Origin of the sequence: Nonomuraea sp. B1E8 (assembly GCF_039871515.1) — a bacterium.
Lineage (GTDB): Bacteria > Actinomycetota > Actinomycetes > Streptosporangiales > Streptosporangiaceae > Nonomuraea.
The window spans coordinates 399,237-423,846 of the sequence record NZ_JBDPLS010000001.1; the positions used below are offsets into that span (position 1 = coordinate 399,237).

General features: G+C 69.0%; 21 protein-coding genes and 1 other RNA gene. 6 read left to right on the forward strand and 16 right to left on the reverse strand.

What is annotated here, in order from left to right; all coding sequences use genetic code 11:
- Positions 1–12: 12 nt before the first annotated feature.
- The 6 genes from ssrA to prfB form a co-directional block, all read right to left on the reverse strand.
- Positions 13–396: a transfer-messenger RNA gene (gene ssrA, locus ABGA98_RS01815) on the reverse strand.
- 361 nt (positions 397–757) lie between these two features.
- A complete protein-coding gene (locus tag ABGA98_RS01820; RefSeq protein ID WP_347616398.1) occupies positions 758–2,611 on the reverse strand; it encodes a penicillin-binding transpeptidase domain-containing protein in 1,854 nt (617 codons plus the stop codon).
- An 85-nt stretch (positions 2,612–2,696) separates the two neighbouring features.
- Positions 2,697–3,164, reverse strand: coding sequence for an SsrA-binding protein SmpB (gene smpB / locus ABGA98_RS01825; protein ID WP_347616399.1), 468 nt, complete (start codon positions 3,162–3,164; stop codon positions 2,697–2,699).
- 53 nt (positions 3,165–3,217) lie between these two features.
- Positions 3,218–4,126, reverse strand: a complete 909-nt coding sequence (ftsX, locus tag ABGA98_RS01830; protein WP_347616400.1) for a permease-like cell division protein FtsX — start codon at positions 4,124–4,126, stop codon at positions 3,218–3,220.
- A 20-nt stretch (positions 4,127–4,146) separates the two neighbouring features.
- Entirely contained in the window at positions 4,147–4,836 is a 690-nt protein-coding gene (ftsE, locus tag ABGA98_RS01835; RefSeq protein ID WP_132333661.1) for a cell division ATP-binding protein FtsE, read from the reverse strand.
- Between the two features lie 379 nt (positions 4,837–5,215).
- Positions 5,216–6,331: a peptide chain release factor 2 gene (gene prfB / locus ABGA98_RS01840; RefSeq protein WP_347616401.1), complete on the reverse strand. Its 1,116-nt coding sequence runs from the start codon at positions 6,329–6,331 to the stop codon at positions 5,216–5,218.
- A gap of 122 nt (positions 6,332–6,453) precedes the next feature.
- Here prfB and ABGA98_RS01845 point away from each other — a divergent pair, with 122 nt between their 5' ends.
- Positions 6,454–7,476: a hypothetical protein gene (locus ABGA98_RS01845; RefSeq protein WP_347616402.1), complete on the forward strand. Its 1,023-nt coding sequence runs from the start codon at positions 6,454–6,456 to the stop codon at positions 7,474–7,476.
- Between the two features lie 236 nt (positions 7,477–7,712).
- Here ABGA98_RS01845 and ABGA98_RS01850 read toward each other — a convergent pair whose 3' ends face one another.
- From ABGA98_RS01850 to ABGA98_RS01865, 4 genes are all read right to left on the reverse strand, one after another.
- The gene (locus ABGA98_RS01850) at positions 7,713–12,587 is read right to left on the reverse strand and encodes an NAD-glutamate dehydrogenase (protein ID WP_347616403.1); all 4,875 of its coding nucleotides are present in this window, start codon (positions 12,585–12,587) and stop codon (positions 7,713–7,715) included.
- A 38-nt stretch (positions 12,588–12,625) separates the two neighbouring features.
- Entirely contained in the window at positions 12,626–13,429 is an 804-nt protein-coding gene (locus ABGA98_RS01855; protein WP_347616404.1) for a tryptophan 2,3-dioxygenase family protein, read from the reverse strand.
- Positions 13,430–13,513: 84 nt separating this feature from the next.
- The gene (locus ABGA98_RS01860) at positions 13,514–13,711 is read right to left on the reverse strand and encodes a zf-HC2 domain-containing protein (RefSeq protein ID WP_347616405.1); all 198 of its coding nucleotides are present in this window, start codon (positions 13,709–13,711) and stop codon (positions 13,514–13,516) included.
- Positions 13,711–14,265 (reverse strand): sigma-70 family RNA polymerase sigma factor, encoded by a 555-nt coding sequence (locus ABGA98_RS01865; RefSeq protein WP_201761090.1) that lies wholly within the window; start codon positions 14,263–14,265, stop codon positions 13,711–13,713. The genes ABGA98_RS01860 and ABGA98_RS01865 overlap by 1 nt, the downstream gene beginning before the upstream one ends.
- A 108-nt stretch (positions 14,266–14,373) precedes the next feature.
- Between ABGA98_RS01865 and ABGA98_RS01870 the strand changes: the two genes are divergently transcribed.
- From ABGA98_RS01870 to ABGA98_RS01885, 4 genes are all read left to right on the forward strand, one after another.
- Positions 14,374–15,018 carry a DUF4142 domain-containing protein gene (locus tag ABGA98_RS01870; RefSeq protein WP_347616406.1) on the forward strand — a complete coding sequence of 215 codons (645 nt, stop codon included), beginning with the start codon at positions 14,374–14,376 and terminating at the stop codon, positions 15,016–15,018.
- Entirely contained in the window at positions 15,015–16,547 is a 1,533-nt protein-coding gene (locus ABGA98_RS01875; RefSeq protein ID WP_347616407.1) for a DUF1996 domain-containing protein, read from the forward strand. Before ABGA98_RS01870 ends, ABGA98_RS01875 begins: the two co-directional genes overlap by 4 nt.
- A gap of 66 nt (positions 16,548–16,613) precedes the next feature.
- Positions 16,614–17,477 (forward strand): ferric reductase-like transmembrane domain-containing protein, encoded by an 864-nt coding sequence (locus ABGA98_RS01880; RefSeq protein ID WP_347616408.1) that lies wholly within the window; start codon positions 16,614–16,616, stop codon positions 17,475–17,477.
- A 64-nt stretch (positions 17,478–17,541) separates the two neighbouring features.
- Complete coding sequence (locus ABGA98_RS01885; RefSeq protein ID WP_347616409.1) at positions 17,542–19,128, forward strand: NADH-ubiquinone oxidoreductase-F iron-sulfur binding region domain-containing protein; 1,587 nt, start codon at positions 17,542–17,544, stop codon at positions 19,126–19,128.
- 26 nt (positions 19,129–19,154) lie between these two features.
- On the opposite strand, the gene ABGA98_RS01890 is transcribed toward ABGA98_RS01885, so the two are convergent.
- Positions 19,155–19,766 (reverse strand): L,D-transpeptidase family protein, encoded by a 612-nt coding sequence (locus ABGA98_RS01890; protein ID WP_347616410.1) that lies wholly within the window; start codon positions 19,764–19,766, stop codon positions 19,155–19,157.
- 289 nt (positions 19,767–20,055) lie between these two features.
- On the opposite strand from ABGA98_RS01890, the gene ABGA98_RS01895 reads away from it, so the two are divergent.
- Positions 20,056–20,691 (forward strand): GNAT family protein, encoded by a 636-nt coding sequence (locus ABGA98_RS01895; RefSeq protein ID WP_347616411.1) that lies wholly within the window; start codon positions 20,056–20,058, stop codon positions 20,689–20,691.
- Positions 20,692–20,715: 24 nt separating this feature from the next.
- Here the strand turns inward: ABGA98_RS01895 and ABGA98_RS01900 are convergent, their stop codons facing one another.
- The 5 genes from ABGA98_RS01900 to ABGA98_RS01920 all read right to left on the reverse strand — a co-directional run bounded on the left by ABGA98_RS01900 (position 20,716) and on the right by ABGA98_RS01920 (position 24,588).
- Entirely contained in the window at positions 20,716–21,465 is a 750-nt protein-coding gene (locus ABGA98_RS01900) for a GntR family transcriptional regulator (protein ID WP_347616412.1), read from the reverse strand.
- On the reverse strand, positions 21,462–21,776 hold the full coding sequence (locus tag ABGA98_RS01905; RefSeq protein WP_347616413.1) for a hypothetical protein: 315 nt from the start codon (positions 21,774–21,776) through the stop codon (positions 21,462–21,464). Before ABGA98_RS01905 ends, ABGA98_RS01900 begins: the two co-directional genes overlap by 4 nt.
- Complete coding sequence (locus tag ABGA98_RS01910) at positions 21,776–22,219, reverse strand: cupin domain-containing protein (protein ID WP_347616414.1); 444 nt, start codon at positions 22,217–22,219, stop codon at positions 21,776–21,778. Before ABGA98_RS01910 ends, ABGA98_RS01905 begins: the two co-directional genes overlap by 1 nt.
- A gap of 155 nt (positions 22,220–22,374) precedes the next feature.
- On the reverse strand, positions 22,375–23,292 hold the full coding sequence (locus ABGA98_RS01915) for a VOC family protein (RefSeq protein WP_347616415.1): 918 nt from the start codon (positions 23,290–23,292) through the stop codon (positions 22,375–22,377).
- 219 nt (positions 23,293–23,511) lie between these two features.
- Positions 23,512–24,588: an alcohol dehydrogenase catalytic domain-containing protein gene (locus ABGA98_RS01920; protein WP_347616416.1), complete on the reverse strand. Its 1,077-nt coding sequence runs from the start codon at positions 24,586–24,588 to the stop codon at positions 23,512–23,514.
- Positions 24,589–24,610: the final 22 nt, after the last annotated feature.

Sequence of the window (24,610 nt, forward strand, 5' to 3'; positions counted from 1 at the left end):
GGCCTGATGTCACAGTGGAGGTGGCGGGAATCGAACCCGCGTCCTTCAACCCCAAGTCAGGGCTTCTCCGGGCGCAGCCTGCTGTGCTTTTCTCAGCCCCGGCGATCACGCAGGCGAGTCGCCGACGGGCTCAGCCACTGTTGGATTTCCCGATCTTCCCCGTGGCCGGGTCGACCGGTTGAGCCTTCTAGCGATGCCAGACACCGGGCCGAAGGCACTCCCGGGCTGACAGTGGTTTCGCTGCTTAGGCAGCGAGGGCCAGGGAGTCCCTGGCCGCCACAGTGCTCTTGGAATTGGCACTTGTTGTTTGCGGTCACAGGATTAACGAGGTTATGTCCGCCGTCCTCGGCCCGCTTCACCTGGCTTGCAAGGCCAAAGTCGAAGCCAGTCACCCCCTGTGCAGTTGTCAACACATCTCTCGAAAGAGCTGCGCGACACGAATGTACATGGGACAACACCCTCCGCGCCAACTTAATTCCCTCAAGGCGAAACCCCCGGGAGCGTGGCACGGTGGCACGCGCTCCCGGGGGCCGACCGGCAGGGTCGAGCCGGTCCGGACGGCAGGACTTCCCCCGAGATGAAGTCCTGATCTCATCACGGCGACTGGGATCGCAACCCCCCGAGCGAGCCCAGTCACTCAGTAAGACGCAACCGACTGCCCGAATGGTTGCTCACCGTCACGAAAAACTCACATTCGGTCGCCGACCGGCCTCCACGAGTGCACCGGGCCGCCCTCACCGACCTCGCCGACCGGCCCTCATGGGTTGCGGAGGGCCGCGAAGAAGCTGCCCGCCACCGCGCCGGCGTCGTAGTTCTTCGCCAGCACCGCGATCGCCACATTCCCCTGCCAGCCGACGAACCAGGTGTGCTGGTCTGCTGCCGACGTCGTCACGCCGTAGACCTTCCCCCTGCCCGCCTGGGCGGGCGTGCCGGCCGCGCCGGCCCGCATCATCGCCGTCAGCGCCATGCGGACCTTGGGATCGAGGGGCACCGGCGCGGGCTGGGCGGTGGGCACGACCTCGGCCGCGGGGTCGGGCGACTTGGGGTCGGTGACCAGCACGGGCGGATGCCAGGTGCCCGAGGCGACGGCCGCGGCCACGAGTGCCATGCTCAGCGGGCTCACCTCGACGTTCTGGCCCGCGATGACCCTGGCCTTGTCGGCGTCGCCGGCGAGTTCGGGCAGGGCGCCGCTGAACGACTTGAGCGGCAGCCGCCACGGCTGCCCGATGCCGTACGCCTTGGCGCTCTTGGCGAGGTCGTCGGCCGAGACCCGGCGGGCGAGCGAGGCCAGCGCGGTGACGCACCCCTTGGCGAAGTGTTCCTGGAACGTGGCCGACTGTGCCAGGCCGACGCTCCCGCCGGAGTTCGCGAACTTCGCGCCCCCGACGGTGCGCTCCTGCGGGCAGGCCAGCCGCTGTTCGGGGCTCACCCCAGCCTTGAGCAGCGCGTCGGCGGCCACGATCGAGAACGCCGTGCCGGCGGGGAACTTGCCGGCCAGCGCGTGCTTCTCCTGGTGCAGGTTCTTGGTGCCGACCGCCCGGATCTCGCCGGTGTTGCGGTCGACCGCCACCAGCGCGCTGGTGCCGGTGACGGCCACCGCCCGCTCGGCCGCCGCCTGGACGGCGCGGTCGATCGTGGTCTTCACCGAGATGTTGCGCCGGCCCGGCCACTCCTTCAGCAGGGCGACCTGCTCTCCGGTCTTGGTGTCGAGGGTGATCACCTTGGTCTGGGTGGAGCCCGTCAGGTATTCCTGGTAGGCCTGCTGCAGGCCGCTCTTGCCGACCGAGTCGCCGGCCCGCTGCGGGCCGCCGAGCTTCTGCTCGCTCTCCGGCGTGAGCGCGCTGACGGTGCCGACGATCTGCCGGGGCGCGTCGGGGTTGACGGGCTGGTCCTGCGGCTCGATCTCGATCCCGGCGATGGCGTCGAGCTTCGGCTGCATCGTCTGGTAGCGCGAGCGCCCGAACGTGACCAGCTGCACGAACTTGTCGGGCGGTGACGACCTGATGCGGCTCAGCAGGCGGTCCTGGGCGTATCCGGTGACCTCGGACAGCTTGGCCACGACCTCCTCCGCCTTGCCGCCCAGCTTGGCGGGATAGACGCCCGCGACGTAGAGGACGGTGTCGGTCTGCAGCGAGTCTCCCGACCTGTCGAGAACCGGCTGGCGTGGCGTCGGGTGGGTGTCGACGGCGAACCGCTGCCCCTCCTTGAGCTGCGGATGCAGCACGGAAGGTGACCAGCGCACCTTCCACACGCCGTCGACCAGGTGGAGCGGGAGCACGCCGTCGTATTCCCAGAGCGGGTTGTTCTCCCCGAGATCGACCTCGGCGTGGAATCCGGCCCTGGACTCCTCGCCCGTCACGCTGACGTCTGTGATCTTGAAGCGGAAGGAGGCCGCGTCGAGCTCCAGCTTGGCGTCGGCCAGCGCCTTGCGCACGGTCGCCAGGTCGCCGTCGGCGCGGCCGGCCGCCAGGTCGTAGTCGCCCGACTGCCAGCCCACGAGGAAGTCGCGCACCGCGTCGTGCGGTGACGGCTCCTCGAAGCAGCCGGTCAGCATCGTGCTCGCGAGCGCCAGCGTGAGGGTGGCGGTGACGGTGCGGCGGGCGCGTCTCATCGGTGCGCCGAGGGTGCGACTGACGCTCCCCGTCGGTGCGGTGAGGATGCGGCGGGCGCGTGTCATCGGTGCGGTGCCGCCGCTCTCATCGGGTGCGGTGCCGCAGCGCCCGGGCCATCTCGCGCTTGGCCTGCTGCTCCGCCAGCGCGTGCCGTTTGTCCCAGTCTTTCTTGCCGCGCGCCAGGCCGATCTCGACCTTGGCCCGGCCGTCCTTGAAGTAGAGCACCAGCGGCACGATCGTGAGCCCGCCCTCCTTGGTCTTGGCGGCGAGCTTGTCGATCTCCTTGCGGTGCAGCAGCAGCTTGCGCTTGCGGCGGGCCGCGTGGTTGGTCCACGTGCCCTGCGAGTATTCGGGGATGTGGACGTTGAACAGCCACGCTTCGCCGCCGTCGATGCTGGCGTAGCCGTCGGCGAGCGAGGCGCGGCCCTCGCGGAGCGACTTCACCTCGGTGCCCTGCAGCACGAGCCCCGCCTCGAAGGTTTCGTCGACGTGGTAGTCGTGCCGAGCACGTTTGTTCTGGGCGATGACCTTCCGCCCGGTCTCACGTGGCATGCTTCGACTTTACCGGCGGCCGGAGCGGCGGCGGCCCATCCGCGCCCGCACGGCTAGACCCTGAGGTAGCGGCGGAGTGTCACGAACGAGGCCAGCACACAGATCACGACGCCGATGACCATGGTGATCGTGATCGTCTGGGCCACGTCGTTCCAGCCGAGCTGGGAGGTGGCGTCGCCGAAGAAGCTGCCGAGCTCCTCGAACAGGAAGACCTTCGCCATGATCAGAATGATCGCCGAGAACACGCCGCCGATCAGGCCGGCGATGACGCCTTCCATGACGAAGGGGAGCTGGATGTAGAGGTTGGACGCGCCGACCAGCCGCATGATGCCGGTCTCCCTGCGTCTGTTGAACGCCGACAGCCGGACCGTGTTGCCGATCAGCAGGGCGGCCGCCAGCACCAGGATGATCGCCACCGCCAGCGCGACGAAGGCGAGCCGGTCGAGCATCACGAAGAACGGGCCGATCAGCTGTTTCTGGTCGAGCACCTGCGCCACGCCCGGCTGGCCCTGCACCGCCTGGACGATCGGACCGTAGTTGTCCGGGTCGACCAGCTTGATGCGGAACGACTGCGGCATGTCCTCGACCTTGGCGGCGTCGACGAGAGCCTTGTTGGCGGAGTAGGAGTCCTTGAAGTTCTTGTACGCCGCCGTCTGGTCCTCGAAGTACACCTCCTTGACCCCTGGGATGGCCTTGATGTGCGCTTCGAGGGCCGTGATCTGCTTGCTGGTGGCCTCCTTGCCGTTACACGCCGGCATGGCGGTGCCCTTGCCACACAGGAAGACGGAGACCTCGACCTTGTCGTCCCAGTAGCCCTTCATCAGGCCGACTTGGGCGTTGATCATCAAGCCGACGCCCAGCATCGCCATACCGACCGCCACGGTGATGATCACCGCGATCGTCATGGTCAAGTTGCGACGGAGGCCGATCCAGACCTCGGAGAAGATGAAATTCGCCCGCATGTTCTGTCTGCAGCTCCCTGTCAGTACGCCTGGCCGTAAACGCCACGCGACTGGTCACGGACGATCTTGCCGTCCTCCAGCTCCACGACACGCTTGCGCATGGAGTCGACGATGGCCGCGTCGTGCGTGGCCATGACGACCGTGGTGCCAGTCCTGTTGATGCGGTCGAGCACCTTCATGATGCCGATGCTCGTCGCGGGGTCGATGTTGCCCGTCGGCTCGTCGGCCAGCAGGATCATCGGCCGGTTGACGAACGCTCGGGCCATGGCGACGCGCTGCTGCTCGCCGCCGGACAGCTCGTCGGGCATGCGGTGGGCCTTGCCTTCCAGGCCGACCAGCTCGATGACCTCGGGCACCACCTTGCGGATGAACCGCCGCGGTTTACCGATGACCTCGAGCGCGAACGCCACGTTCTCGTAGACGTTCTTGTTCGGGAGCAGTCTGAAGTCCTGGAACACGCAGCCGATGCGGCGGCGCAGGTGCGGCACCTTGAAGTTGGACAGACGCGACAGGTCTTTCCCGGCGACGTGGATCGCGCCGCCGTTCGGCCGCTCCTCCTTCAGGATCAGACGCAGGAACGTGGACTTGCCTGATCCCGAAGGACCGACGAGGAACACGAACTCGCCCTTGTCCACGTCAACAGACACGTGGTCGAGAGCGGGCCGGTTCTGGTTCGCGTAGACCTTGATGACATTATCGAAATGGATCACGAGAGCATCACGGCATGCCAGTCTAGGGGTCAGGACGGAAGCGAGGGTGGCATATGCCCACTTCCCGCCACTGGCCGACCGGGGGCGTCTTCTTTACCGATGATCGACGTTCCGATTGGCCAGACGACAGTCTAGAGGGAAGACTGGCATGGAACGTCCATAACGGAAACAAAACGATTGTGCGGCTAGACTTGGGGCTGTCATGAGCTGTGAACACCTCGTATGCGCGCAATGCGCCCACCCCGTGATCGAGGGACGCTGCCCCGTCTGCCGCGCCAGCAGAGAACGTATGCACCAGCACGGCTTCGCCGGGCTGTCACCCGCCGTCGTCCTCGTGCTCCTCGTCGTGCTGCTCTTCGTGAGCCTCGTGCTCAACCACCTATTCGGCGTCTGACTCCTGGCGCCGCATCCAGCGGATCTCCGACTCGATGAACGTGTCGAGGTCGCCGTCGAGCACCGCCGACGGGTTGCCCGCCTCGGTGTTGGTGCGCAGGTCCTTCACGATCTGGTAAGGGTGCAGCACGTAGTTGCGGATCTGCGTGCCCCATGACGTGGTGGACGCGCCGCGCAGCTCCGACATCTTCTCCGCCTCCTCCTGCCGCTTGCGCTCCAGCAGCTTGGCCTGGAGCACGTTCATGGCGGTGGCGCGGTTCTGCAGCTGCGAACGTTCGTTCTGGCACGAGACGACGATGCCGGTCGGGATGTGGGTGATGCGCACCGCCGAGTCGGTCGTGTTGACGCCCTGGCCGCCAGGGCCGCTCGAACGGTAGACGTCGACGCGGATCTCGTCCTCGTTGATGTCGATGTGGTCGGTCTGCTCGACCACCGGCACGACGTCGACCCCGGCGAACGACGTCTGCCTGCGCCCCTGGTTGTCGAACGGGCTGATGCGCACGAGCCGGTGGGTGCCGTGCTCGCCGCGCAGCGTGCCGTAGGCGTAGGGCGCCTTGACCGTGAACGTGGCCGACTTGATGCCGGCCTCCTCCGCATAGGAGGTGTCGTAGACCTCGGTGGCATAACCCTTGCGCTCGGCCCAGCGCAGATACATCCGCAGCAGCATCTCGGCCCAGTCGGCGGCGTCGACGCCACCGGCCTGGGAGTTGATCGTGACGAGCGCCTCGCGGGCGTCGTATTCGCCCGACAGCAGCGTGCGGACCTCCATGGCGCCGATGTCGGACCTCAGCGTGTCGAGCTCCTTGTCGGCCTCGGCACGCGTGTCGTCGTCGCTCTCCTCGGCGGCCAGCTGGTAGAGGACCGTCAGGTCGTCGAGCCTGCGCGCCAGGCCCTCGACGCGGTTGAGCTCGCCCTGGAGGTGGGAGAGCTTGCTGGTCACCTTCTGTGCCAGGTCGGGGTCGTCCCACAGGTCAGGGGCGGCAACCTGCTGCTCGAGCTCGTCGATCTGCTTGCGCATCGCGTCGAGGTCGAGCACGTCCTGGATGCTGCGGAGCGTGCCCGCGAGCTCGTTGATCTCTTCTGCCGGATCCATACCTGCCACGCCTCCCTACACTAGCCTCCTCCGGGGAGTTCACCTTCCAAGCGTCCCTGTCAAGCGCCGGCGACCCGCTGATCGGTGTCGGGGGGCCTCGGCGTGCCGCCGGCCCGAATACCATGGGCCAGGTGCGTGTACATGGTCGGCGGACAGCGCTGGCGCTCGCCGCCGGCTTGCTTGCCGTGGCGACCGCCTGCACGAGCGATGCCCAGCCACGATCGACCCCCACCAGCTCCGCCGCCGCCGCGACCTCCTCCCCCTCACCGTCTCCTGACGAGCCGGAGGTCACGCGGACGGAAGCGGCCGAGGTCTTCACCGAGGTCACCGTCTCCGACGACGTGCTGCGGGTGAAGAGCGACCTTCAGGGGCGCCTCGGGCTGGCCGTCGATCTCACGGCCGGCGGGCAGACCCGCATCACCGTGGCCGACTACCTGTCCACCGACTACGCGCCGCGCCGCTACACGTGGGGGTCGCCGACCCTGTTCGTGCCCCGGTTCGAGCAGGGCGAGGAGTCGCCGTGGTTCAGCGCGCTGGCGACCCGCGACGGGCATCCGACGCTCCTGACGTTCACCAGGTCCGACCGCTGGCGCATCAGCTCCGCGGCCCAGCTCGAGCCCGGGCGGGAACTGCCGGAGATCGAACTCGACGCCGACGGCTACGCCGACGCGGTCGCCTCCGACGACAAGACCGTCACGATCAGCCCGCAGTTCATGGGGCCGGTGCATGCGAGCGTGGCCGAGACGGGCACCGCCGGGGTCACCGCCGGGCTCGTCGCGGAGGGGCCGTACACGACCGAGGTGGCCGAGCAGATCGCCTCGCACCGCGAGGACGCCAAGACCGAGGGCTTCAGCTACGACTCGATCTTCAGCGCCGACAACTACCCGGTCTACGCGCTGCGCACCAAGGACGGCGGGGCGCTCATCCAATATTCCCTGTCCCGCACCACGACCACGACGACGCGCACGGCCGAGGACGACTACATCCCGGTGCCGAGGTCGGCCAGGTGGGCGATCAGCACGCCGGTGCTGCGCCGCACGCTGCGGCTGGTCGAAACACACCAGTACGCGACGGTCGTCCCTCCCCTCACCGCCCCCAAGGCGGCTCCCGTGATCGCCCACGACGGCGCGCTCACGCGTGCGTCCGGAACCTGATCTTCTTTACGGCCTCTTGTTCTACGGCCTCTTCTTTACGGCACAGCCGACGGCCCCGCACGCGCCGTAGCCCCTTTCCGTCCGTCATGGCCGGTCGTGAAGGCTCACGGGTGGCTCGCCGTGACGAGCGTCTCCTTGGCCGTCTTCTTCGCCGAGTTCTTGACCCGTGAGGCCCGGCCCGGGCATGCCCTCGGGGCAGGGGTGGGGCGGGCACCCTCTGGCGCCCGCCCCTTCCGTCAGGACTCCGTGTGGGGGAGGTTGCTGACGGACACCAGGGTGCGGATGGCGCGCAGGGCGACCGAGAGGGTGGCCAGGTCGAAGGTGTCGCTCTCCCAGATCTCCGACAACGTCTGCCGGGCCCGGAAGACGGCCGCCGTGTTGGCCTCCGTCCACCTGGCCAGCCGCTCCTCCGGCGGCAGGCCCGGCGTGCTGTTGGCCAGCACGTCACGGGTCAGGGAGGCGTGCGCCGCGTAGAGGTCGTCGCGCAGGGCCGAGCGGGCCATCGAGTTCCATCGGTTGTCCCTGGGCAGCGCGATGATGCGCTCCCGGATGCGGGCCAGTTGCAGCCGGTCGGCCAGGTCGAAGTAGACCTCCGCCGCCTCGTGGACCGGACGGTCGGTCACGGAGGAGATCTCCACCATGTCCAGCATCGAGTACGCGGGCACCATGGAGGCCACCCGCTCGGCCAGCTCCGGCGGCACGCCCCTGGCGAGGAACGAGTCGCGGCGCTCCTCGTACGCGGCCAGGTCGGGACCGGTCAGCAGCTTGGGGATGTGGGAGACCACGCCGTTGACCGGCTTCATGAACAAGCCGACCGACCCGGCCAGGTCCAGCGGCGGCCGGCGGTTGACCAGCAGCCAGCGGGTGCCGCGCTCGACCAGCTTGCGGGCCTCCAGCAGCATGGCGATCTGGGTGGCCGTGTCGACCTGCTTGTCCAGCGACTCCACGTCCCGGTAGAAGCTCGGCAGGTCGAACACCTCGCGCGCCACGAGGTAGGCCCGCACGATGTCGGGCGTCGAGGCGCCCGTCTCTTCGCCGAAGCGGTACATGAACGTGGTGCCCATGGAGTTGACCAGCTCGTTCACCACGCAGGTGGTGATGATCTCCCGGCGCAGCGGGTGGGCGTCCATGTACGTGCGGAACTGCTCACGCAGCGCCGACGGGAAGTACGACACCAGCCACGAGGCGAGGTAGGGGTCGTCGGGCAGGTCGGAGGCGAGCACCTCGGCGTCGACGGTCAGCTTCGTGTAGGCGAGCAGCACGGCGAACTCGGGGGCGGTCAGGCCGAGCCTGGCCTGCCGGCGTTCGGCCAGCTGCTTGTCGGAGGGCAGGAACTCCAGCTCCCGGTTGATCAGCCCTTCACGTTCCAGTCGCCGCAGGTAGCGGGCGTGGATGTGGAGCATCTCGACGGCCTGGGCGCGGGCGGCGGCCAGGACCACGTTCTGGGCGTGGTTGTCGCGCAGCACCAGGCGGGCGACCTCGTCGGTCATCGAGGTGAAGACCTGGTTGCGCTGCTTGTCGGTCAGCTCGCCGTCGCGGACGACCTGGTCCAGCAGGATCTTGATGTTCACCTCGTGGTCGGAGGTGTCGACGCCGGCCGAGTTGTCGATGAAGTCGGTGTTGATCAGGCCGCCGTTCAGCGCGAACTCGATGCGGGCCAGCTGGGTGAACCCCAGGTTGCCGCCTTCGCCGACGACCTTGCAGCGTAGATCGGCGGCGTCGATCCTGAGCGCGTCGTTGGCCTTGTCGCCCACGTCGGCGTGGGACTCGGAGCCCGCCTTGACGTAGGTGCCGATGCCGCCGTTCCACAGCAGGTCGACGGGGGCCCGCAGGATGGCGCTGATCAGGTCGTTGGGGGCCATGGAGTTGACGCCGGCGGGGATGCCGAGCGCCTCGCGCATCTGGGGCGTGATCGGGATGGACTTGGCGGTGCGCGAGAAGACGCCGCCTCCCGCCGAGATCAGCGTGGCGTCGTAGTCCTCCCAGGAGCTGCGCGGCAGCTCGAACAGGCGCTGCCGTTCGCCGAACGAGCGGGCCGCGTCGGGGGTGGGGTCGACGAAGATGTGCCGGTGGTCGAATGCGGCCACCAGCCGGATGTGCTGCGACAGCAGCATGCCGTTGCCGAACACGTCGCCGGACATGTCGCCCACGCCGGCCACTGTGAAGTCGGTGCTCTGCACGTCCACGCCCGTGGTGCGGAAGTGGTATTTGACCGACTCCCACGCGCCGCGGGCGGTGATGCCCATGGCCTTGTGGTCGTAGCCGATCGAGCCGCCGGAGGCGAAGGCGTCGCCCAGCCAGAAGCCGTACTCCTTGGCCACGGCGTTGGCGATGTCGGAGAACGTCGCGGTGCCCTTGTCGGCGGCCACGACGAGGTAGGTGTCGGTGCCGTCGTGCCTGACCACGTCGGGCGGCGGGACGACCTGGCCGTCCACGAGGTTGTCGGTGACGTCGAGCAGGCCGGAGATGAACATGCGGTAGCAGGCCACACCCTCGGCCTGCACATCTTCCCGCTTTCCGGACGCAGGCGGCTGTTTAACAACGAACCCGCCCTTAGATCCGGTCGGCACAATAACGGTATTTTTCACCATCTGGGCCTTAACCAGACCGAGAATTTCCGTACGGAAGTCCTCCATCCGGTCAGACCACCGCAATCCACCCCGCGCCACTTTCCCGAACCGGAGATGCACGCCCTCGACCCGCGGCGAGTACACGAATATCTCGAACTTGGGCCGCGGAAGGGGCAGGACGCTGATGGCCTGCGGGTCAAACTTGAGCGATATGTACTCTTTTCGCCGCCCATTCACCGTCTGGAAATAGTTGGTACGCAGCGTGGCCTGGATCATCTCCAGGTACGCCCGCAGCACGCGGTCCTCGTCCAGCGAGGCCACCTCGTCGAGCGCGCCCAGGATCTCCTCGTGGATCGCGTCGGCCAGCTCGGTGCGCACGTCGTCGGGCCGCCGCGGATCGTGACGGGCCTCGAACAGGCTGACGAGCAGCCGCGCCAGCCGCACGTTGCCCAGGAGCACCCGCTCCATGTACGCCTGCGAGAACGTGCTGCCCGCCTGGCGCAGGTATTTCGCGTAGGCCCGCAGGATCTCGGCCTGCTCCCAGGTCAGCCCGGCGCTCAGGATGAGCGAGTTGAAGTCGTCGGCCTGCACCCGGCCCGTCCACAGGGCGGTGAGCCCGTCCTGGAAGAGCCGCTTGAAGTCCTCCCTGCCGACCTCGTCGGACGGCGTGTAGCGCAGCCCGAAGTCGTAGATCCAGGCGTTCTTGGTGGTGGGGTCGTTATCGCGGTCGACTTCGTACGGCCGCTCGTCGACCACCTCGACGCCGAGCCGCTGGATGAGCGGCAGCACCTTCGACAGCGAGATGGGCGAGCCGACCTTGTAGATCTTGAGCCGCCGCTCCCCCTCGGCCGCGTCGTACGGCTCGTAGAGGTTGAGCTCGACCTGCCCGTCGTCGTCCGCGCCGACGAGCTGCTCCAGCCGCTGCAGGTCGACCACGGCGACCTTGGGCGGGAAGTCCGCTTTGTACCCCTCGGGGAACGCGGAGGCGTACCGGCGGATGAGCCCGGGCGCCTCCTCGTCCGACGTCAGCTCCACCAGCGCGGTGGCCAGGTCGTCCTCCCAGGAGCGGGTGATGGCCGCCAGCCGCGCCTCCAGCTCCTCCACGTCCACGCCCGGCGGCGGCAGCTGCTTGCCCCGCTCCCCCCGCACGACCACGTGCAGGCGAGCCAGCACCGACTCGCCGATCATGGCGCTGTAGTCGAGCGAGGCGCCGCCCAGGGCCTTGATCAGCACCTCCTGCATCTTCAGCCGGACCTTGGTGGTGTAGCGGTCGCGCGGCAGGTAGATCAGGCAGGAGATGTAGCGGCCGTAGTCGTCGCGCCGCAGGAACAACTTGACCTGCTTGCGCTCGCGCAGCCGGAGCACGCCCAGCGCGATCGGCAGGAGCTCGTCGATCGAGGTCTGGAACAGCTCGTCGCGCGGGAACGTTTCGAGGATCTCGATGAGGTCCTTGCCGTCGTGGCTGTCGGGCGCCAGCCCGGCCTGGTCGAGGACGTCGGCCAGCTTCCGCCGGAGCACGGGGATCCGGGAGATCGACTCGTTGTAGGCCACATGCGTGAACAGGCCGAGGAAACGCCGCTCACCGATCACCTCGCCCTCGGGCGAGAACACCTTGACCCCGATGTAGTCGAGGTAGGTGGCGCGGTGCACGGTGGCCCGGGAGTTGGCCTTGGTGATGATCATGAGGTGCTTCTCGCGCGCCTTGGCCCGCAGCTCGGCGGGCAGCGCGGAGAAGCTTTCGGAGCTGACCTTGTCGTCACGCAGGATGCCCAGCGCCGCACCGGGCAGCGGGCGCAGCATCTCGCCCTCGTCGGTGTGCTCGAGCCGGTATTCGCGGTAGCCGAGGAAGGTGAAGTGCCCGTCGGCGAGCCAGCGCAGCAGGTCGATGCTGTCCTCGACCTCCGCGGGCTCCAGCGGCGGCGGGTTCATGCCCAGGTCTTCCGCGGTCTGGACGGCCAGCGCCCGCATCTTCCTGAAGTCCTCGACCGCGTTCCGCACGTCGGTGAGCACCCGCAGCAGGTCGCCCTCGAGTGTCTTGAGCGCGCGCGGGTCGGACTGCCGGTCGATCTCGATGTGCATCCACGACTCGACCAGCATCTGGCCGGTGACGTCCTGCTGGTCGGGGCCGAGCATCCGGCCCGTCATGTCGCGGCGCACCCGCATCTGCGGGTGGACCAGCAGGTGCACGCCCAGGCCGTGCCGGTCGAGCTCCATCGTCACCGAGTCGACGAGGAACGGCATGTCGTCGGTGACCACCTCGACGACCGAGTGCCCGGGATCCCACCCGTTCTCGTCGACCGCCGGGGTGTAGGCCCGGACCGCCGGCCTGCCCTGCGGGCGGACCTCGGCCAGCTGCCTCTGGGACATCGCGGGGCCGTACACGTCAACGGGGTCGCGGTCGAGCAGGTCTTCCGGCGCGACGTGCCGGTAGTAGAGCCGGAGGAAGGACAGCGCCTCTTCGGCGCTCATGTGCTCCGTGCTCGTCGCGCAGATCTCGGCGGCTCGCTGGAGCAGCTCATCCTTGGCCTCGTCGAGCGGCATTTCGCTCTCACTCCTTTGTGAGGGTTCGCCATGGCTGTTCATAGCCAGGCCCTTAGTTCCCACAGCAGCGGGAAGTAGTGCAGGCGCGTTCTACCGCGCAGATAGGGGGCGCCCGTCGAGCCGCCTGTGCCCGACTTGGTGCCGATCTGGCGTTCGACCATCTGGACATGACGCATCCGCCACAGCGCTGTGGTCTCGTCGTGGGTCAGCAGGTCTTCGGCCAGTTGCCACAGGTCGTCGTGGGACCTGCGGTCTCTCGCCACGGCCAGCAGCGAGTTCATGATCTCATCATCGGAGACCGGCAGGCCACGCAGCGACAGCGCGTCAAGATAGGCGTCCCACAGCGTGGGCTCCGACAGCCTGCGGCGCAGCCTGGCGAGATCGGCCTCCTCGGCGTGCCGGAAGCTGCCGAGGTAACGCTCGTCCTTCAGCCCGGACAGGAACTCCAGCTCCCGGAACTGCACGGACTGGAACCCGCTGGCGGGCTCCAGCATCGAGCGGAATTCGAGGAAGTCCTGGGGCGTCATCGTCTCCAGGACCTCGACCTGCTCGACCAGCACCCGCTCGACCGCGTGCACCCGCCGGAACAGGTGCCTGGCCCGCCACGCCTCGCCACGGGACATGGCCTCGCGGACCGACTCCAGCTCATGGAGCAGCAGCTTGAACCAGAGCTCGTAGACCTGGTGGATGGTGATGAAGAGCAGCTCGTCAGGGGCCTGCGACCGCGGCTGCTGCTGGGCGAGCAGCGCGGGCAGGCGGAGGTAGCCACCGTACGACAGCCGGCCGCCTTCCTCGCCGAACCGCCGGCGCGGGGGACGGGGCGCATCGTCGTCGATGCCCACCGAACACCTCCCCCCGACCACCCGGCACTTGCCGCCGGGCGCACGTCTTGCCGATACCGATACCACCCGAAAAGGGAATAGACGTCAACGTGACATCGACATCGGGGGATCGTCGTCGGAGGTCGAGGAGGCGTTCTTGAGCTCGTCGAGCTGGTCCGGCAGCCCGGCGAACTCCACCAGCTCCGCCTGGCATCCTTCGCATGTGTCGAGGTGGCGTTCGAAGGCCTCGTGCTCCTCTTCATCGAGGACGCCGAGGACGTAGGCGGCCACCCCGTCATGCATCAGCCGGCTACCCCCTTGTCCCGCAGCAGTTCGCGGAGTGCCCGGATCCCGTAGTAGAGCCGGGACTTCACCGTGCCCGGTGGGATCCCCAGAATCTCCGCCGCCTCACTTATCGTACGGTCTCGAAGGTAGGTCTGCTCAATGACTTCGCGGTGTTCCGCGGACAGGGACCGGAGGGCGTCCGCGACGACCATCGCCGACAGAGCCCGATCCGAACCGTCCGGCACCGCCATCATGTCGACTTCGGGCGGCTCGACCTCCTGCGGCCGAACGCTCTTCCGCCGACGACCATCAATGACTATGCGACGGGCCACGGTAAGCAGCCACGCCCATATAAGGCTTGGTTCCCATTGCAGTCTTGCCGAGTTCCGCCAGGCCCGGACGAGCGTCTCCTGTACAACGTCTTCGGCCCACTGAAGGTCGTTACCTGTGGATTTGCGGACGTGTCGCAGCAGAGGGCCGCCGAACTCCTGGTAAAGCACCGCAATGCGGTGCTCCGCCTCGGCATCCGCACTCTCGAACCTGCCGTCGAGGTGACCTAGCACGGGGCACATCTTTACACCTTCGTTATCCAAGCGGTAGCCACTCCGATAACTCCAGTCATTTCTAACTATCTCCGGCCATAGATGAACCGGGGGTGTGAAGCCCGCGTACCTCCCACCATGCACAGGCTTTTGCGCGGCGAGGTGTTCATGCTCGGCGGTTTCGTCGTGGCGGCCGCGGTGACGATCCTGCTGGTCATGCCCCCGGTGATCGATCCCGCTGCCGCCCAGTGGGCGCAGACGCCCACAGGGCCGCTCACGGCCGCCGACCGCGACCTGCTGGTCAGGGTACGGCAGGCCGGCCTCTGGGAGATGCCCGCGGGCGAGTACGCCAGGACCCGCGCCGAGTCCCAGCGTGTCAAGGAAGTCGGCAGGCTGATCATGGAAGATCACATGAAGCTGGACCTGCTGACCCGTCAGGTCGCGAAGAAGCTGGGCGTGGCCCTGCCGGACGAGCCCAGCCCGCAGCAGCAGAGCTGGATGGCCCAGCTCGCCGCGGAGAGCGGGCCCGCCTTCGACAAGGACTACGCGAACCTGCTGCGTGCCGCGCACGGCAAGGTCTTCACCACCGTGGCGGCGGTGCGGGCGGGCACCCGCAACTCCGAGATCAGGAAGTTCGCCGAGGAGGGCGTGAAGTACGTCATGAGACACATGGCGCTGCTGGAGTCCACCGGCCTGGTCGACCACAACGCCCTGCCGGAGCCTCCCACGCCCGCGCCGGCTCCACCCGTCGCGTTGGCGGTCGATAAGAGGAGACACACATGAGGAGATCCAGACGCATGGCCGCGGCCATGTCCGCTTTGGCCGTGACGGCGAGCGGGCTGGTGTCCGCGGCCGTCATCGGGGCCGGCCCGGCACGCGCCGACATCTGCGACTCGGCCGATTCCCCGTCGCAGCAGGAACCGCGGGATCAGAATCAGCGGCGAGACTCCGACCAGCGGAACAGGAACGGACGGAACCAGGGCCAGGACCGCGACCCGCGGGTCCCCGACCAGAACCAGGACCAGCAGGACCCGAACCAGGACCCGAACCAGGGACGCCAGGACCCGAACCAGGACCCGAACCGGGAGCAGGGCCAGGACCAGGGACAGGGCCAGGATCAGCAGGACGCCGATCAGCAGGCTCCCCAGGGAGGCGGCGCCGCGGTGAACCCCGCCGGCTCGCCGGACGACACGGCGCGCGTCCCCGAGCCCGAGGAGAGCGCCACGGTGCAGTCGCGCCGCGGCCGGCCGGACCCCCGCCCGACGCGGACCCAGGACCCGGACGACGACCCCACCGGCAACCCGACCGACGACCCGACCGGCAACCCCACCGGCAACCCCACCGACGACCCCACCGACGACCCCACCGACGACCCGACGCAGAGCCCGCCCCCGCAGGGAACGGCGTCGCCCTCCCCCTCCCCCACCCAGGGCGGCGACGGTACTGACTGCGACCTCGGCCCGTTCACCGATGACTTCGTCGACATCCGCCAGGTCCAGCCGGTCGACCAGGTGCGGATCGGCAGGGACGGCTCCCGCGGCTCGTTCGTCTCCCGCTGCGGCACCAACCAGAACCGCCACCACAACCCCGACAACTTCATCGTCGCGCCCGGCGTGAGCAACGGGGCGCACCACCTGCACGACTACGTGGGCAACCTGTCGACGGACGCGTTCTCCACCGACGAGAGCCTGGCCGCCGCGGGCACCACCTGCCGGCTGGGCGACAAGTCCACGTACTTCTGGCCCGTGATCAGGGACCGCAGGTCGAACGAGAACGCCGACGACCCCGACGGCAACGTCGGGCGGCTGCTGCTGCCCCGCGCCGCGACGTTGCAGTTCCGCGGCAACGCCACCGACGACGTCGTGGCGATGCCGAGGTTCATGAGGATCATCACCGGTGACGCCAAGGCGGGCACGAACGGCACCGCCAACGCCAAGGCCGGCTGGAGCTGCTCGGGATTCCAAAATCGCATAAGTCCCGACAAATACACGCTTTGCCCGCGTGGCAGTCAGGTTCTTCGTATCCTGGATTTCCCTAGCTGCTGGGACGGCCAGAACACCGACAGCGCCAATCACCGGACGCACGTGGTCTTCCCCGACCAGAACGGTGCCTGCCCTCAGGGCACTCGGGCGATTCCCCAACTCCGCATGACCCTCGCGTACAACGTCCCACAAGGCCCGTCGTACGCCGTGGACGCTTTCCCCGAGCAGAAGCACAATCCGGTCACCGACCACGGCGACTTCGTCAATGTGATGCCCGATCGGCTGATGCGGACCGTCGTCTCATGCATCAACCGGGGCCGCCGTTGCTGATCTGACATGCCCTCACGGGCACCAGCCTTCCGAGTCGCACCCTCACCCGACCTTGGAGGGAAATAGATGCTCCATAGACGATCCCCCAGGCACGCCCCCACCAAGCTGGACACCAGAAGCGTCCGGCTGGGGGCGAGCGCCTCGATCATGGCCATCCTGTTGTCGGCGTTCGCGCTGACCAGGACGGAACGTGGCGTGGCGCTGCTCGGCCGAGGGGTGGGCTTCCTCGAGTTCTACGCGGGCGTGTTCGCGCTGGTGCTGCTGACCGCGACGGTCGCGCTCGGCCTGCTCACCACCGAACGCGTCTTCCTGACACCGGCCAACCGGGTCAGGGCCCAGCTCGCGCACAGAGCCACCGCGTTCATCGGGCTCGCCTACCTGATCACGCACATCACCCTCATGATCAGCCTGGGGCACGTGCCGCTGGGGGCGGCGGTCGTCCCCGTCGCCGGGCTCTACGTGGGGTTCGGCGCGCTGGCCTTCGACCTGATGGTCCTGGCCGTGGTCACGGGAATGTTGAGGGGGCGCTTCGCCGTACGGACCAGGCCATGGATGTGGCGGATCCTCCACGCCGCCGCGTACGTGGCCTGGCCGGTCGGCATCATGCACGGGCTCACCGCCGGCCGTCCGCCGGCCGGCTGGGTGGCCTGGTCCTACGTGGCCTGCCTGGCGGCGGTCGGCTCCGCGCTCTGCGTGCGGGTGCTGGCCTCGCTGCGCCGGCCGCCGATCGTGCCCAAGAGGGTCGAAGGGCCGGCGGTGACGTCGCCGGCCACCGCGGGCGTGCCGAACCAACGGCCGCAGAAGGTCCCGGCCGCCGCCGGGGCCGGCACCAGGACCGGCACCAGGACCGGCACCAGGACTGGCACGGTGAACGTCAACGCACCCGTGAGCCTGGCCGATGCCAGGCGCAGATACCGGGAGGTCGGATGAGCCTGCCCGCGACGATTGATCAGGAGCGACCGTGATTCCGGCCCGAGTTCCCCGGGTGTTACGCATGGGTCCGGCCCGGCTCACCGCCGGGCTCGACCACTGCCGCCGGCTCGACCTGCCCGCGCACCGCACGCTCCACGGGGTCGTGGAGCCGCGCGAGCTGGGCGAGCTCATCTCCCTTGCCAACGATGTGGACATGCGTGGGCGGGGCGGCGCGGCCTTCCCGTTCGCGCGCAAGCTGCGGGCGGTCGCCGACGCGGCGGGCACGGGCGAGAGCGTGGTGCTGGTCAACGGCGCCGAAGGCGAGCCGGCCAGTTCCAAGGACGCCATGCTGCTCACTCGCAACCCCCACCTGGTGCTGGACGGCGCGGTGCTGGCCGCCGAGGCGCTGGGCGCCCGCGAGGTGGTCGTCGCCACGGCCGGTGGCGAGGTCGCCGAGGCGTCCGTCGCCGCCGCCGTGGCCGAGCGCCGGGCCTCGAACGTGTCGGGCGGTGCGGAGAGCCGGGTCCCGATCCGGGTGGTCGGGATCAAGGAGAGGTTCATCTCCGGCGAAGGGGGCGCGCTCGTCAAGGCCGTGAACGGCGAGGAGGGCATCCCGCCCGGCCGCAAGAAGCGGGCCGCCACGAGCGGCGTGGACGGGCTGCCGACCCTGCTGTCCAACACGGAGACGTACGCGCAGTTCGCCCTGCTGGCGGAGTACGGGCCCGAGAAGTACGCCGAGGTCGGCACCAGCAAGGAGCCCGGCACCATCCTGCTCACCGTCAGCGGCGGCGCGGCCCAGGGTGCGGTCATCGAGGCGCCCACGGGCACCTACCTGGCCGACGTGCTCGCGCTGACGGAGGCCGAGATCGGCGACGGCGTGCTCGTCGGTGGCTACCACGGCGCGTGGTTGTCCGCGGAGGTCGTCCAGACGGCCGTGCTCTCACGCGAGGGCATGAAGCAGGCAGGAGCGACTCTCGGGGCCGGGATCATCGTCCCGCTCGGCGAGTCCACCTGCGCGCTCGGCGAGGCCGCCAGGGTGTCGGCCTACCTGGCGGCCGAGTCGGCGGGCCAGTGCGGTCCGTGCCGCCTCGGCCTGCCGGACCTCGCCAGGGCCATGTACGCGCTGGTCGAGGGCACGGGTTCGGTGGACGCCGTACGCCGCTGCGTGCGCGGCGTCGAGCGGCGCGGGGCGTGCTTCCACCCCGACGGCACGGCGAAGTTCGTGTTGTCGGCGCTGGACGCGTTCGAGACCGAGATCGCGCAGCACCTGGAGCACGGCTCGTGCGGCCGGCCGATCCGCGGCGTGCTGCCGATGCCCGAGCGCGAGGCCGACCCCGAGTACCGGCTGGAGGTCGACTGGTCCCGCTGCCAGGGGCACGGGCTCTGCGCACACCTGCTGCCGGAGTTCGTGGACCTGGACGACTACGGGTTCCCGTCGTTCAGGAACGTCCCCGGCTACCTCGCCAAGGAGGCGCGGCGGGCGGTCGACATGTGCCCGGCGCTGGCCCTGCGGCTCGCCCGGACCACCGGGAACGGCCCCACACCCGCCGGCTCGCCCCTGCGGCTGGTCAAGGACGGCGTGCTCAGGAAGGCCGGGGCGAGCATGCCCCGGCTCACGCGCGTGAGCACCGGCCCGAACGTCTCGAGGGTCGGAGGCACGGCGGGGTGACGCGAAATATCCGAATATTTCAGTAATTACCATTTCTGTCGTACATATACCGGCTCCCCCATGCCCACCATTTGGTAGAGCCGCTTGGACGTTTCCATCGGGACGCGTACGCACCCGTGGGACGCCGGCCGGTTCGGGACTTTCGTGGAGCCGTGCAGCGCGATGCCGCCGACGAAGTAGAGGGAGTTGTACATCGACCCGAGCGGCCCGGTCGTCCACCCGGGCGCTCGCCGGTTGACGCGGAAGTCGCCCACGGGCGTGACCGCGTCGCCGCAGCGCCCGTTGAGGCACCAGCGTTTCTGGGCACCGCTGGAGATGTGCGAGATCAGCGCGGGACGGTGCTGGCGGTAGACGATCATCAACTGCTCCCGGAGCCTGACCTCGACCCGGTTCGCCGGGCCGTTGGGCACCAGCGCACGGGTGCGAAGCGGCCGGTCGAGCGCCCGCCAGACGTCCGGCCCCACCGCGCCCCGCACCTGCATCTTGTGGCTCTTCTGCACTGCCCAGACCGCGAACTTCGTCTGCTCGTCGTAGCGCCCGTTGATCTCGCCGAAGTAGTAGCGGCCCTGGTGCAGTCTCCGCTGGAGCAGCTCGATCTCCTTGCCGCGGTCGCCCGGCCGCAGAAGGGGCGCCTTCACCTCGGCCCATTCCACCGGTATCGAACGGTCTTTGTCCGCCATCGCAGGTATGCCCATCAGCAAGGGCGCCCCGCATCCAACGGCGAAAGCGCCGATTCTTCGAAACTTTATGATCATAATTCGATGCCTACCCACATCGTCGAGAATTCACCTCATGCATGGGTTTTGTCCGGTAAAGGCAGCGAATTAGCGAATCCCGCTATAAACGGGCATTCCCCATTTATTCGACTATCACTCCCGGCGAAAAACCGGTCGCGAACGGGCACGCCGGCTGCCACCATGCGGTGGTATGCGGAACTGGCCCCTGTTCGACCTGTCCATCACCACCCCCCGCCTGGAGCTGCGCCTCCCCTCACTCGACGAGCTCGACGAGCTCGCGGACCGCGCCGCCGAGGGCGTCCACGAGGTGGGATTCATGCCGTTCTTCTTCCCCTGGACGGACGCCGAGCCCGCCGAGCGGGCCAGGAGCACGCTGCAGTACCACTTCCGCGCGTGGGGCTCGCTCGCCCCGGAGAAGTGGTCGATCGACTTCGTGGTCGTGTACGACGGCCAGGTCGTCGGCACGCAGGGCATCACCGCCACGTCCTTCGCGGTCACCCGCGAGGTCGGCACCGGCTCGTGGCTCGGGCAGCGTTTCCAGGGCAAGGGCATCGGCACCGAGATGCGCGGGGCGGTGTTGCACCTCGCCTTCGCCGGGCTGGGGGCGCGCCACGCGACGACCGAGGCGTTCGAGGACAACCCCGCCTCGCTGGCGGTGACGAGAAAGCTCGGCTACCAGGAGGACGGCATCACGGTCCACGACCGCCAGGGCAAGCCGGCCGTCACCCGGCGCTTCCGCCTGGCCAGGGAGGACTGGCAGGAGTCACCCGGTTTCGAGATCCACAACCTGCCCGCCTGCCTGCCCCTCCTCGGCCTCGGCGGCTGAGTGCCCGGCGGCTCCGGGCGCGCCTCAGACGATCTCGGCGTCGGGCGAACGCAGCACCATGCGGAGCGCCTCGCGAATGGCCCGCGGATCATATTCGGGCACGAGCAGGGCCGCGGCGCTCAGGGCCACACGCGCGTAGTGGCGGGCCAGGGCCACGCTCGCCGCCTCGACATCCCTGTCACGCACCGCGACCAGGATGTCGTGATGCTCGCGCAAGCCCTGGCCCCAGGCCGTCGGCACCTGCGTGGTGTAGGAGAACCGGTATCTCTCGGCGTGGTCGGCGGCCCGATCGATGTCGGCCAGCAACCTGTCGCCGGCGAGCGTCAGGCAGGATCGATGGAACTCCCGGTGCGGTTCGTGCCAGGCGTCGTAGTCATGGTTCTCCGCGTGCCGGCGCATCGTCTGCTCCAGCTCGGCGATGCGGGCGATCGCCTCGTCGGTGAGGCGGGGGAGGGTCAGCCGCAGCGCGAGGATCTCGAGGCTGATACGCACGGCGTAGATCTGGTCGAGGTCTTCGATGGAGAAGGGCGCCACGCGCACCCGCCGCCTGGGCTCGCTGACCACGAGCCCTTCGCGCTCCAGCAGGCGCAGCGCCTCGCGCAACGGGGTGCGGCTCACTCCGTAGCGCTCAGCGAGCTGGACCTGGCTGAGCACCTGGCCGGCCTCGAGCTCACCTCGGATGAGAGCCTCTCTCAGCCGGGCGTGCACGAGGCTGACGCCGTGCTCCCGCTCACCGGAGTCCACGGCGCCGTCGCCCGCTCGCGTAACCGTCACCGTGGATCCGCGGCCACGTCTAGTCTGGTCACGAACACGTCCAACCCCTCCTGACCCGCTGTGACGGCGACCCGGCTGCCGAGCCCGACCGTCAGCGACACGCCTTCGCGCAGGAGCACCGAGTCGTCGCCGATGGCGCCGGCTCCGCTTCCGGAGATCACGAAGGCCGCCAGTTCGACATTGTCCGCGACGAACTCCTCCCGCTGTCCAGGCGCCAGGCGCAGGTGCTGGAAATCTCGCCACGGGCCGGCGAAGTAGTCGCCGGCCGCGAGGGTCTGCCCCGGCTTGAGCGTGGTCACGAGCCCGGCCATTAGGCACCTTCCTTCTCGTCGACGGCACGCTGCGTGCCTGGGTTGCGCTCTTCGGTGGGACGCCGCGGCGGCAGAGCCCTGCTGATCGCGGGCGGGAAGACCTCGATCACCACGTAGTCGAGCCGCTCGTCTCCGGTGTTCCAGGCCGCGTGGCTGCTGTGGTGCGGAGTCAGCACCAGGGTGCCCGGCGCCACCTCGTGGGTCTCGCCGTCGAGCTCGATCACGCCCGTCCCCTTGAGGAAATACCAGATCTCCTCGGTGTGGCTGTGCACGTGGAGCCCGGCCCGCGCGCCCGGCTCGAGCGCGACCCATTCGATGCCGTCCCAGTCGCCGTGCAGATGCGAGCCCGTGGCCAGGCGCTTCCACAGCAGGGCGCCCGCACCGCCGTGCACCCCCATGACCGTGGCCGGGGCGTCGGCATCCCCGACGATGACGCTTGACATGTCTCTTCGTCCCCTTCGTTTGACAGAAAGTGTATACAGTTGTTGGTTCCTGGAACAAGACGGCCCCATCGCGAGCGTCCTGAATTCGCGCTTTCCTGGAGCTTGTTCGATGACGGTCGCCGTGTTCTGTATGCAGCTCCACCTTGGGTGGTGTCCTACTGGTGGGCGTCCGTCATCAGCGCGGCGAGGTCCTCGGGTTTGAGGAACGACGGCGGTGGCGGCGGGCCCCAGTTGTAGAGGCTCTTCATCCCCTCCCACACACCCGGCTCCCACAGCTGATCGTCCACGATGCAGTCCATGTCGGAGTAGTACTCGGAGAAGTTGCCCGCCGGGTCGCGCAGATACCAGAAGAAGTTGGATCCGACATGGTGGCGTCCCATCCCCCAGACGTGCCGTTCGGGATGCTCCTCCAGCATCTGCATGGCCCCGCGCCCCACCTCGTCGACGTCGTCGACCTGCCACGACGTGTGGTGCAGGAAGGCCACGGGCGCGCGCTGCACGAGCAGGTTGTGGTGATCGGTCGAGCAGCGCAGGAACGCCGCGCGACCCGCGACCAGGTCGCTCACCTTGAAACCGAGTCCCTCGGTGAAGAAGCGCTGCGTGGCCTCCTGGTCGGTCGAGCCCAGCACGGCATGACCGAGCTTGCGCGGGCGCACCCGGCCGTCGCGCAGCACGCCGTCAGCGCGGGCACCCTGCCTGTCGATCCTTCCCGGGCCGTTGTAGACCGGCGCCGGGCGCGCCTCCTGCACCGGCCGCGGCGCGATCTCGACCGTGGCGCGCACGCCGGTGACGGGCTCGACGGCGCTCACCGATCCCGTCGCCCGCTCGGTGGCCAGGTCCAGCCCTCGCAGCCCGCGTTCCACCCGGTCCAGGTCATCCGGATCGTCCACCCCGACGCACAGCTCGATGATCCGGCGCGTGGGGGCGTACGTGAGGCGCAACTGCTCCCCGCCGTCGAGCGTCGCCAGACGCCCGCCGCCCAGCGGGGTGAGCCCGAAATCGGTGTAGTAGCGCTCGGTCTCCTCGACGTCGGGCACGCCGATCGTGAGTGAGGTGAGTCCGTGAGAGGGCATACCGCCTCCTTTCTTTCGTGTTGCCGCCCGTCAGTACAGGCCGTGGATGGTGCCGCCCACGTCGAAGGCGGAGCCGATGATCCGGCGGGCCGGCGGCGACGAGATCGGCGCAGGCCGAGCTCCGGCCGATCAGCCACCACACGGTGGCGCTCACCGTGTCGGGTCGGGTGGTCGCGTCCCGGTCCTGAGGGGCGTCGCGCCGGGACCGGACCCGCGCCATCACTCCTCCTCCGAGCCGAAGTCCAGCAGGACCTTCGGCCGGGCGCGGTCCGGCTGGGCGAGCCGCTCGAACGCCTCATCGGCCCGGCGATAGGGATAGACGTGGTCGATCAGCGGGGCGAGCGCCACCCCGCCCCTGCCGATCACGCCGAGCAGGCGGTCCCAGTCGTCGATGCCGGACAGCACGCCGTGCACCGTCGCGCTCTTCACCACCAGCGAAGCAGCCGGGAAGTGCGGCACCGGGTGGTGGGGCACGCCGACCAGTCCCAGGCGGCCGCCGTACGCGAGCGCCGACGGCGCCTGGGCGGCGGCCTCGACCGCGCCCGACGCCTCGATGACCACGTCGTATCGGTCGTGCTCGACGTCCCGGGGCGTCAGCACTCCGTCCGCGCCGAGGCTGCCGGCCAGGTCGAGCCCGTACCGCTCCACGCCGGCGACGTGCACGCTCGCCCCGCGTGCCCGCGCGAGCTGCATGGTGACGAGCCCGAGCGTGCCGGTGCCGTAGACCAGCACCGAGTCGGTGTCCTGGACCCCGGTGCGCCGCACCGCGTGCAGCGCCGTGCTGGACGGTTCGAGCAGCGCGGCCTCAGGACCGCCGACCGTGGCCGGCAGCGGAGTGAGCACCTTGGCCGGGACGCAGGCGAAGCGGCCGGCCACGCCCGGGTAGTCGCCGAGGATCCCCATCTCCGAACGTGCCCGGCACAACACGCGCCGGCCGGCCCGGCATTCGGGGCACGCGTCGCAGGTGACGAAGTTGTGCCCGGCCACCCGGTCACCGCGGGCGAAGCCGCGCACGTCGTCGGCGACCTCCACGACCGTCCCGCTCCACTCGTGCCCGAAGATGAACGGATAGTGCTTGAGCCCCTCGCGCAGATACATGCTGGAGCCGTCGTAGAAGGACGCGTCGGCACCGCACAGTCCGACGTACGCGATACGGACGACGCAGTGGCCGGGTCGCGCCGCCGGCGCCGGCACCATCCGCAGTCGCAGGTCCCGAGGGCCGGCCATGGTCAGGGCCGGCATCAGCTCACCCGGCCGCGGCGGCCGCGGCGTCGTGACCGGCGTCGCCGTCGTCATCGCGCTCCTCCCCCGCCGGGCC

Bases quoted from the DNA above. Each gene is read 5' to 3' on its own strand.
- ABGA98_RS01820 (WP_347616398.1), bottom strand. From the start codon at position 2,611: ATGAGACGCGCCCGCCGCACCGTCACCGCCACCCTCACGCTGGCGCTC.
- smpB (WP_347616399.1), bottom strand. From the start codon at position 3,164: ATGCCACGTGAGACCGGGCGGAAGGTCATCGCCCAGAACAAACGTGCT.
- ftsX (WP_347616400.1), bottom strand. From the start codon at position 4,126: ATGCGGGCGAATTTCATCTTCTCCGAGGTCTGGATCGGCCTCCGTCGC.
- ABGA98_RS01850 (WP_347616403.1), bottom strand. From the start codon at position 12,587: ATGCCGCTCGACGAGGCCAAGGATGAGCTGCTCCAGCGAGCCGCCGAG.
- ABGA98_RS01860 (WP_347616405.1), bottom strand. From the start codon at position 13,711: ATGCATGACGGGGTGGCCGCCTACGTCCTCGGCGTCCTCGATGAAGAG.
- ABGA98_RS01865 (WP_201761090.1), bottom strand. From the start codon at position 14,265: ATGTGCCCCGTGCTAGGTCACCTCGACGGCAGGTTCGAGAGTGCGGAT.
- ABGA98_RS01870 (WP_347616406.1), top strand. From the start codon at position 14,374: ATGCACAGGCTTTTGCGCGGCGAGGTGTTCATGCTCGGCGGTTTCGTC.
- ABGA98_RS01875 (WP_347616407.1), top strand. From the start codon at position 15,015: ATGAGGAGATCCAGACGCATGGCCGCGGCCATGTCCGCTTTGGCCGTG.
- ABGA98_RS01880 (WP_347616408.1), top strand. From the start codon at position 16,614: ATGCTCCATAGACGATCCCCCAGGCACGCCCCCACCAAGCTGGACACC.
- ABGA98_RS01885 (WP_347616409.1), top strand. From the start codon at position 17,542: ATGGGTCCGGCCCGGCTCACCGCCGGGCTCGACCACTGCCGCCGGCTC.
- ABGA98_RS01895 (WP_347616411.1), top strand. From the start codon at position 20,056: ATGCGGAACTGGCCCCTGTTCGACCTGTCCATCACCACCCCCCGCCTG.
- ABGA98_RS01905 (WP_347616413.1), bottom strand. From the start codon at position 21,776: ATGGCCGGGCTCGTGACCACGCTCAAGCCGGGGCAGACCCTCGCGGCC.
- ABGA98_RS01910 (WP_347616414.1), bottom strand. From the start codon at position 22,219: ATGTCAAGCGTCATCGTCGGGGATGCCGACGCCCCGGCCACGGTCATG.
- ABGA98_RS01915 (WP_347616415.1), bottom strand. From the start codon at position 23,292: ATGCCCTCTCACGGACTCACCTCACTCACGATCGGCGTGCCCGACGTC.
- ABGA98_RS01920 (WP_347616416.1), bottom strand. From the start codon at position 24,588: ATGACGACGGCGACGCCGGTCACGACGCCGCGGCCGCCGCGGCCGGGT.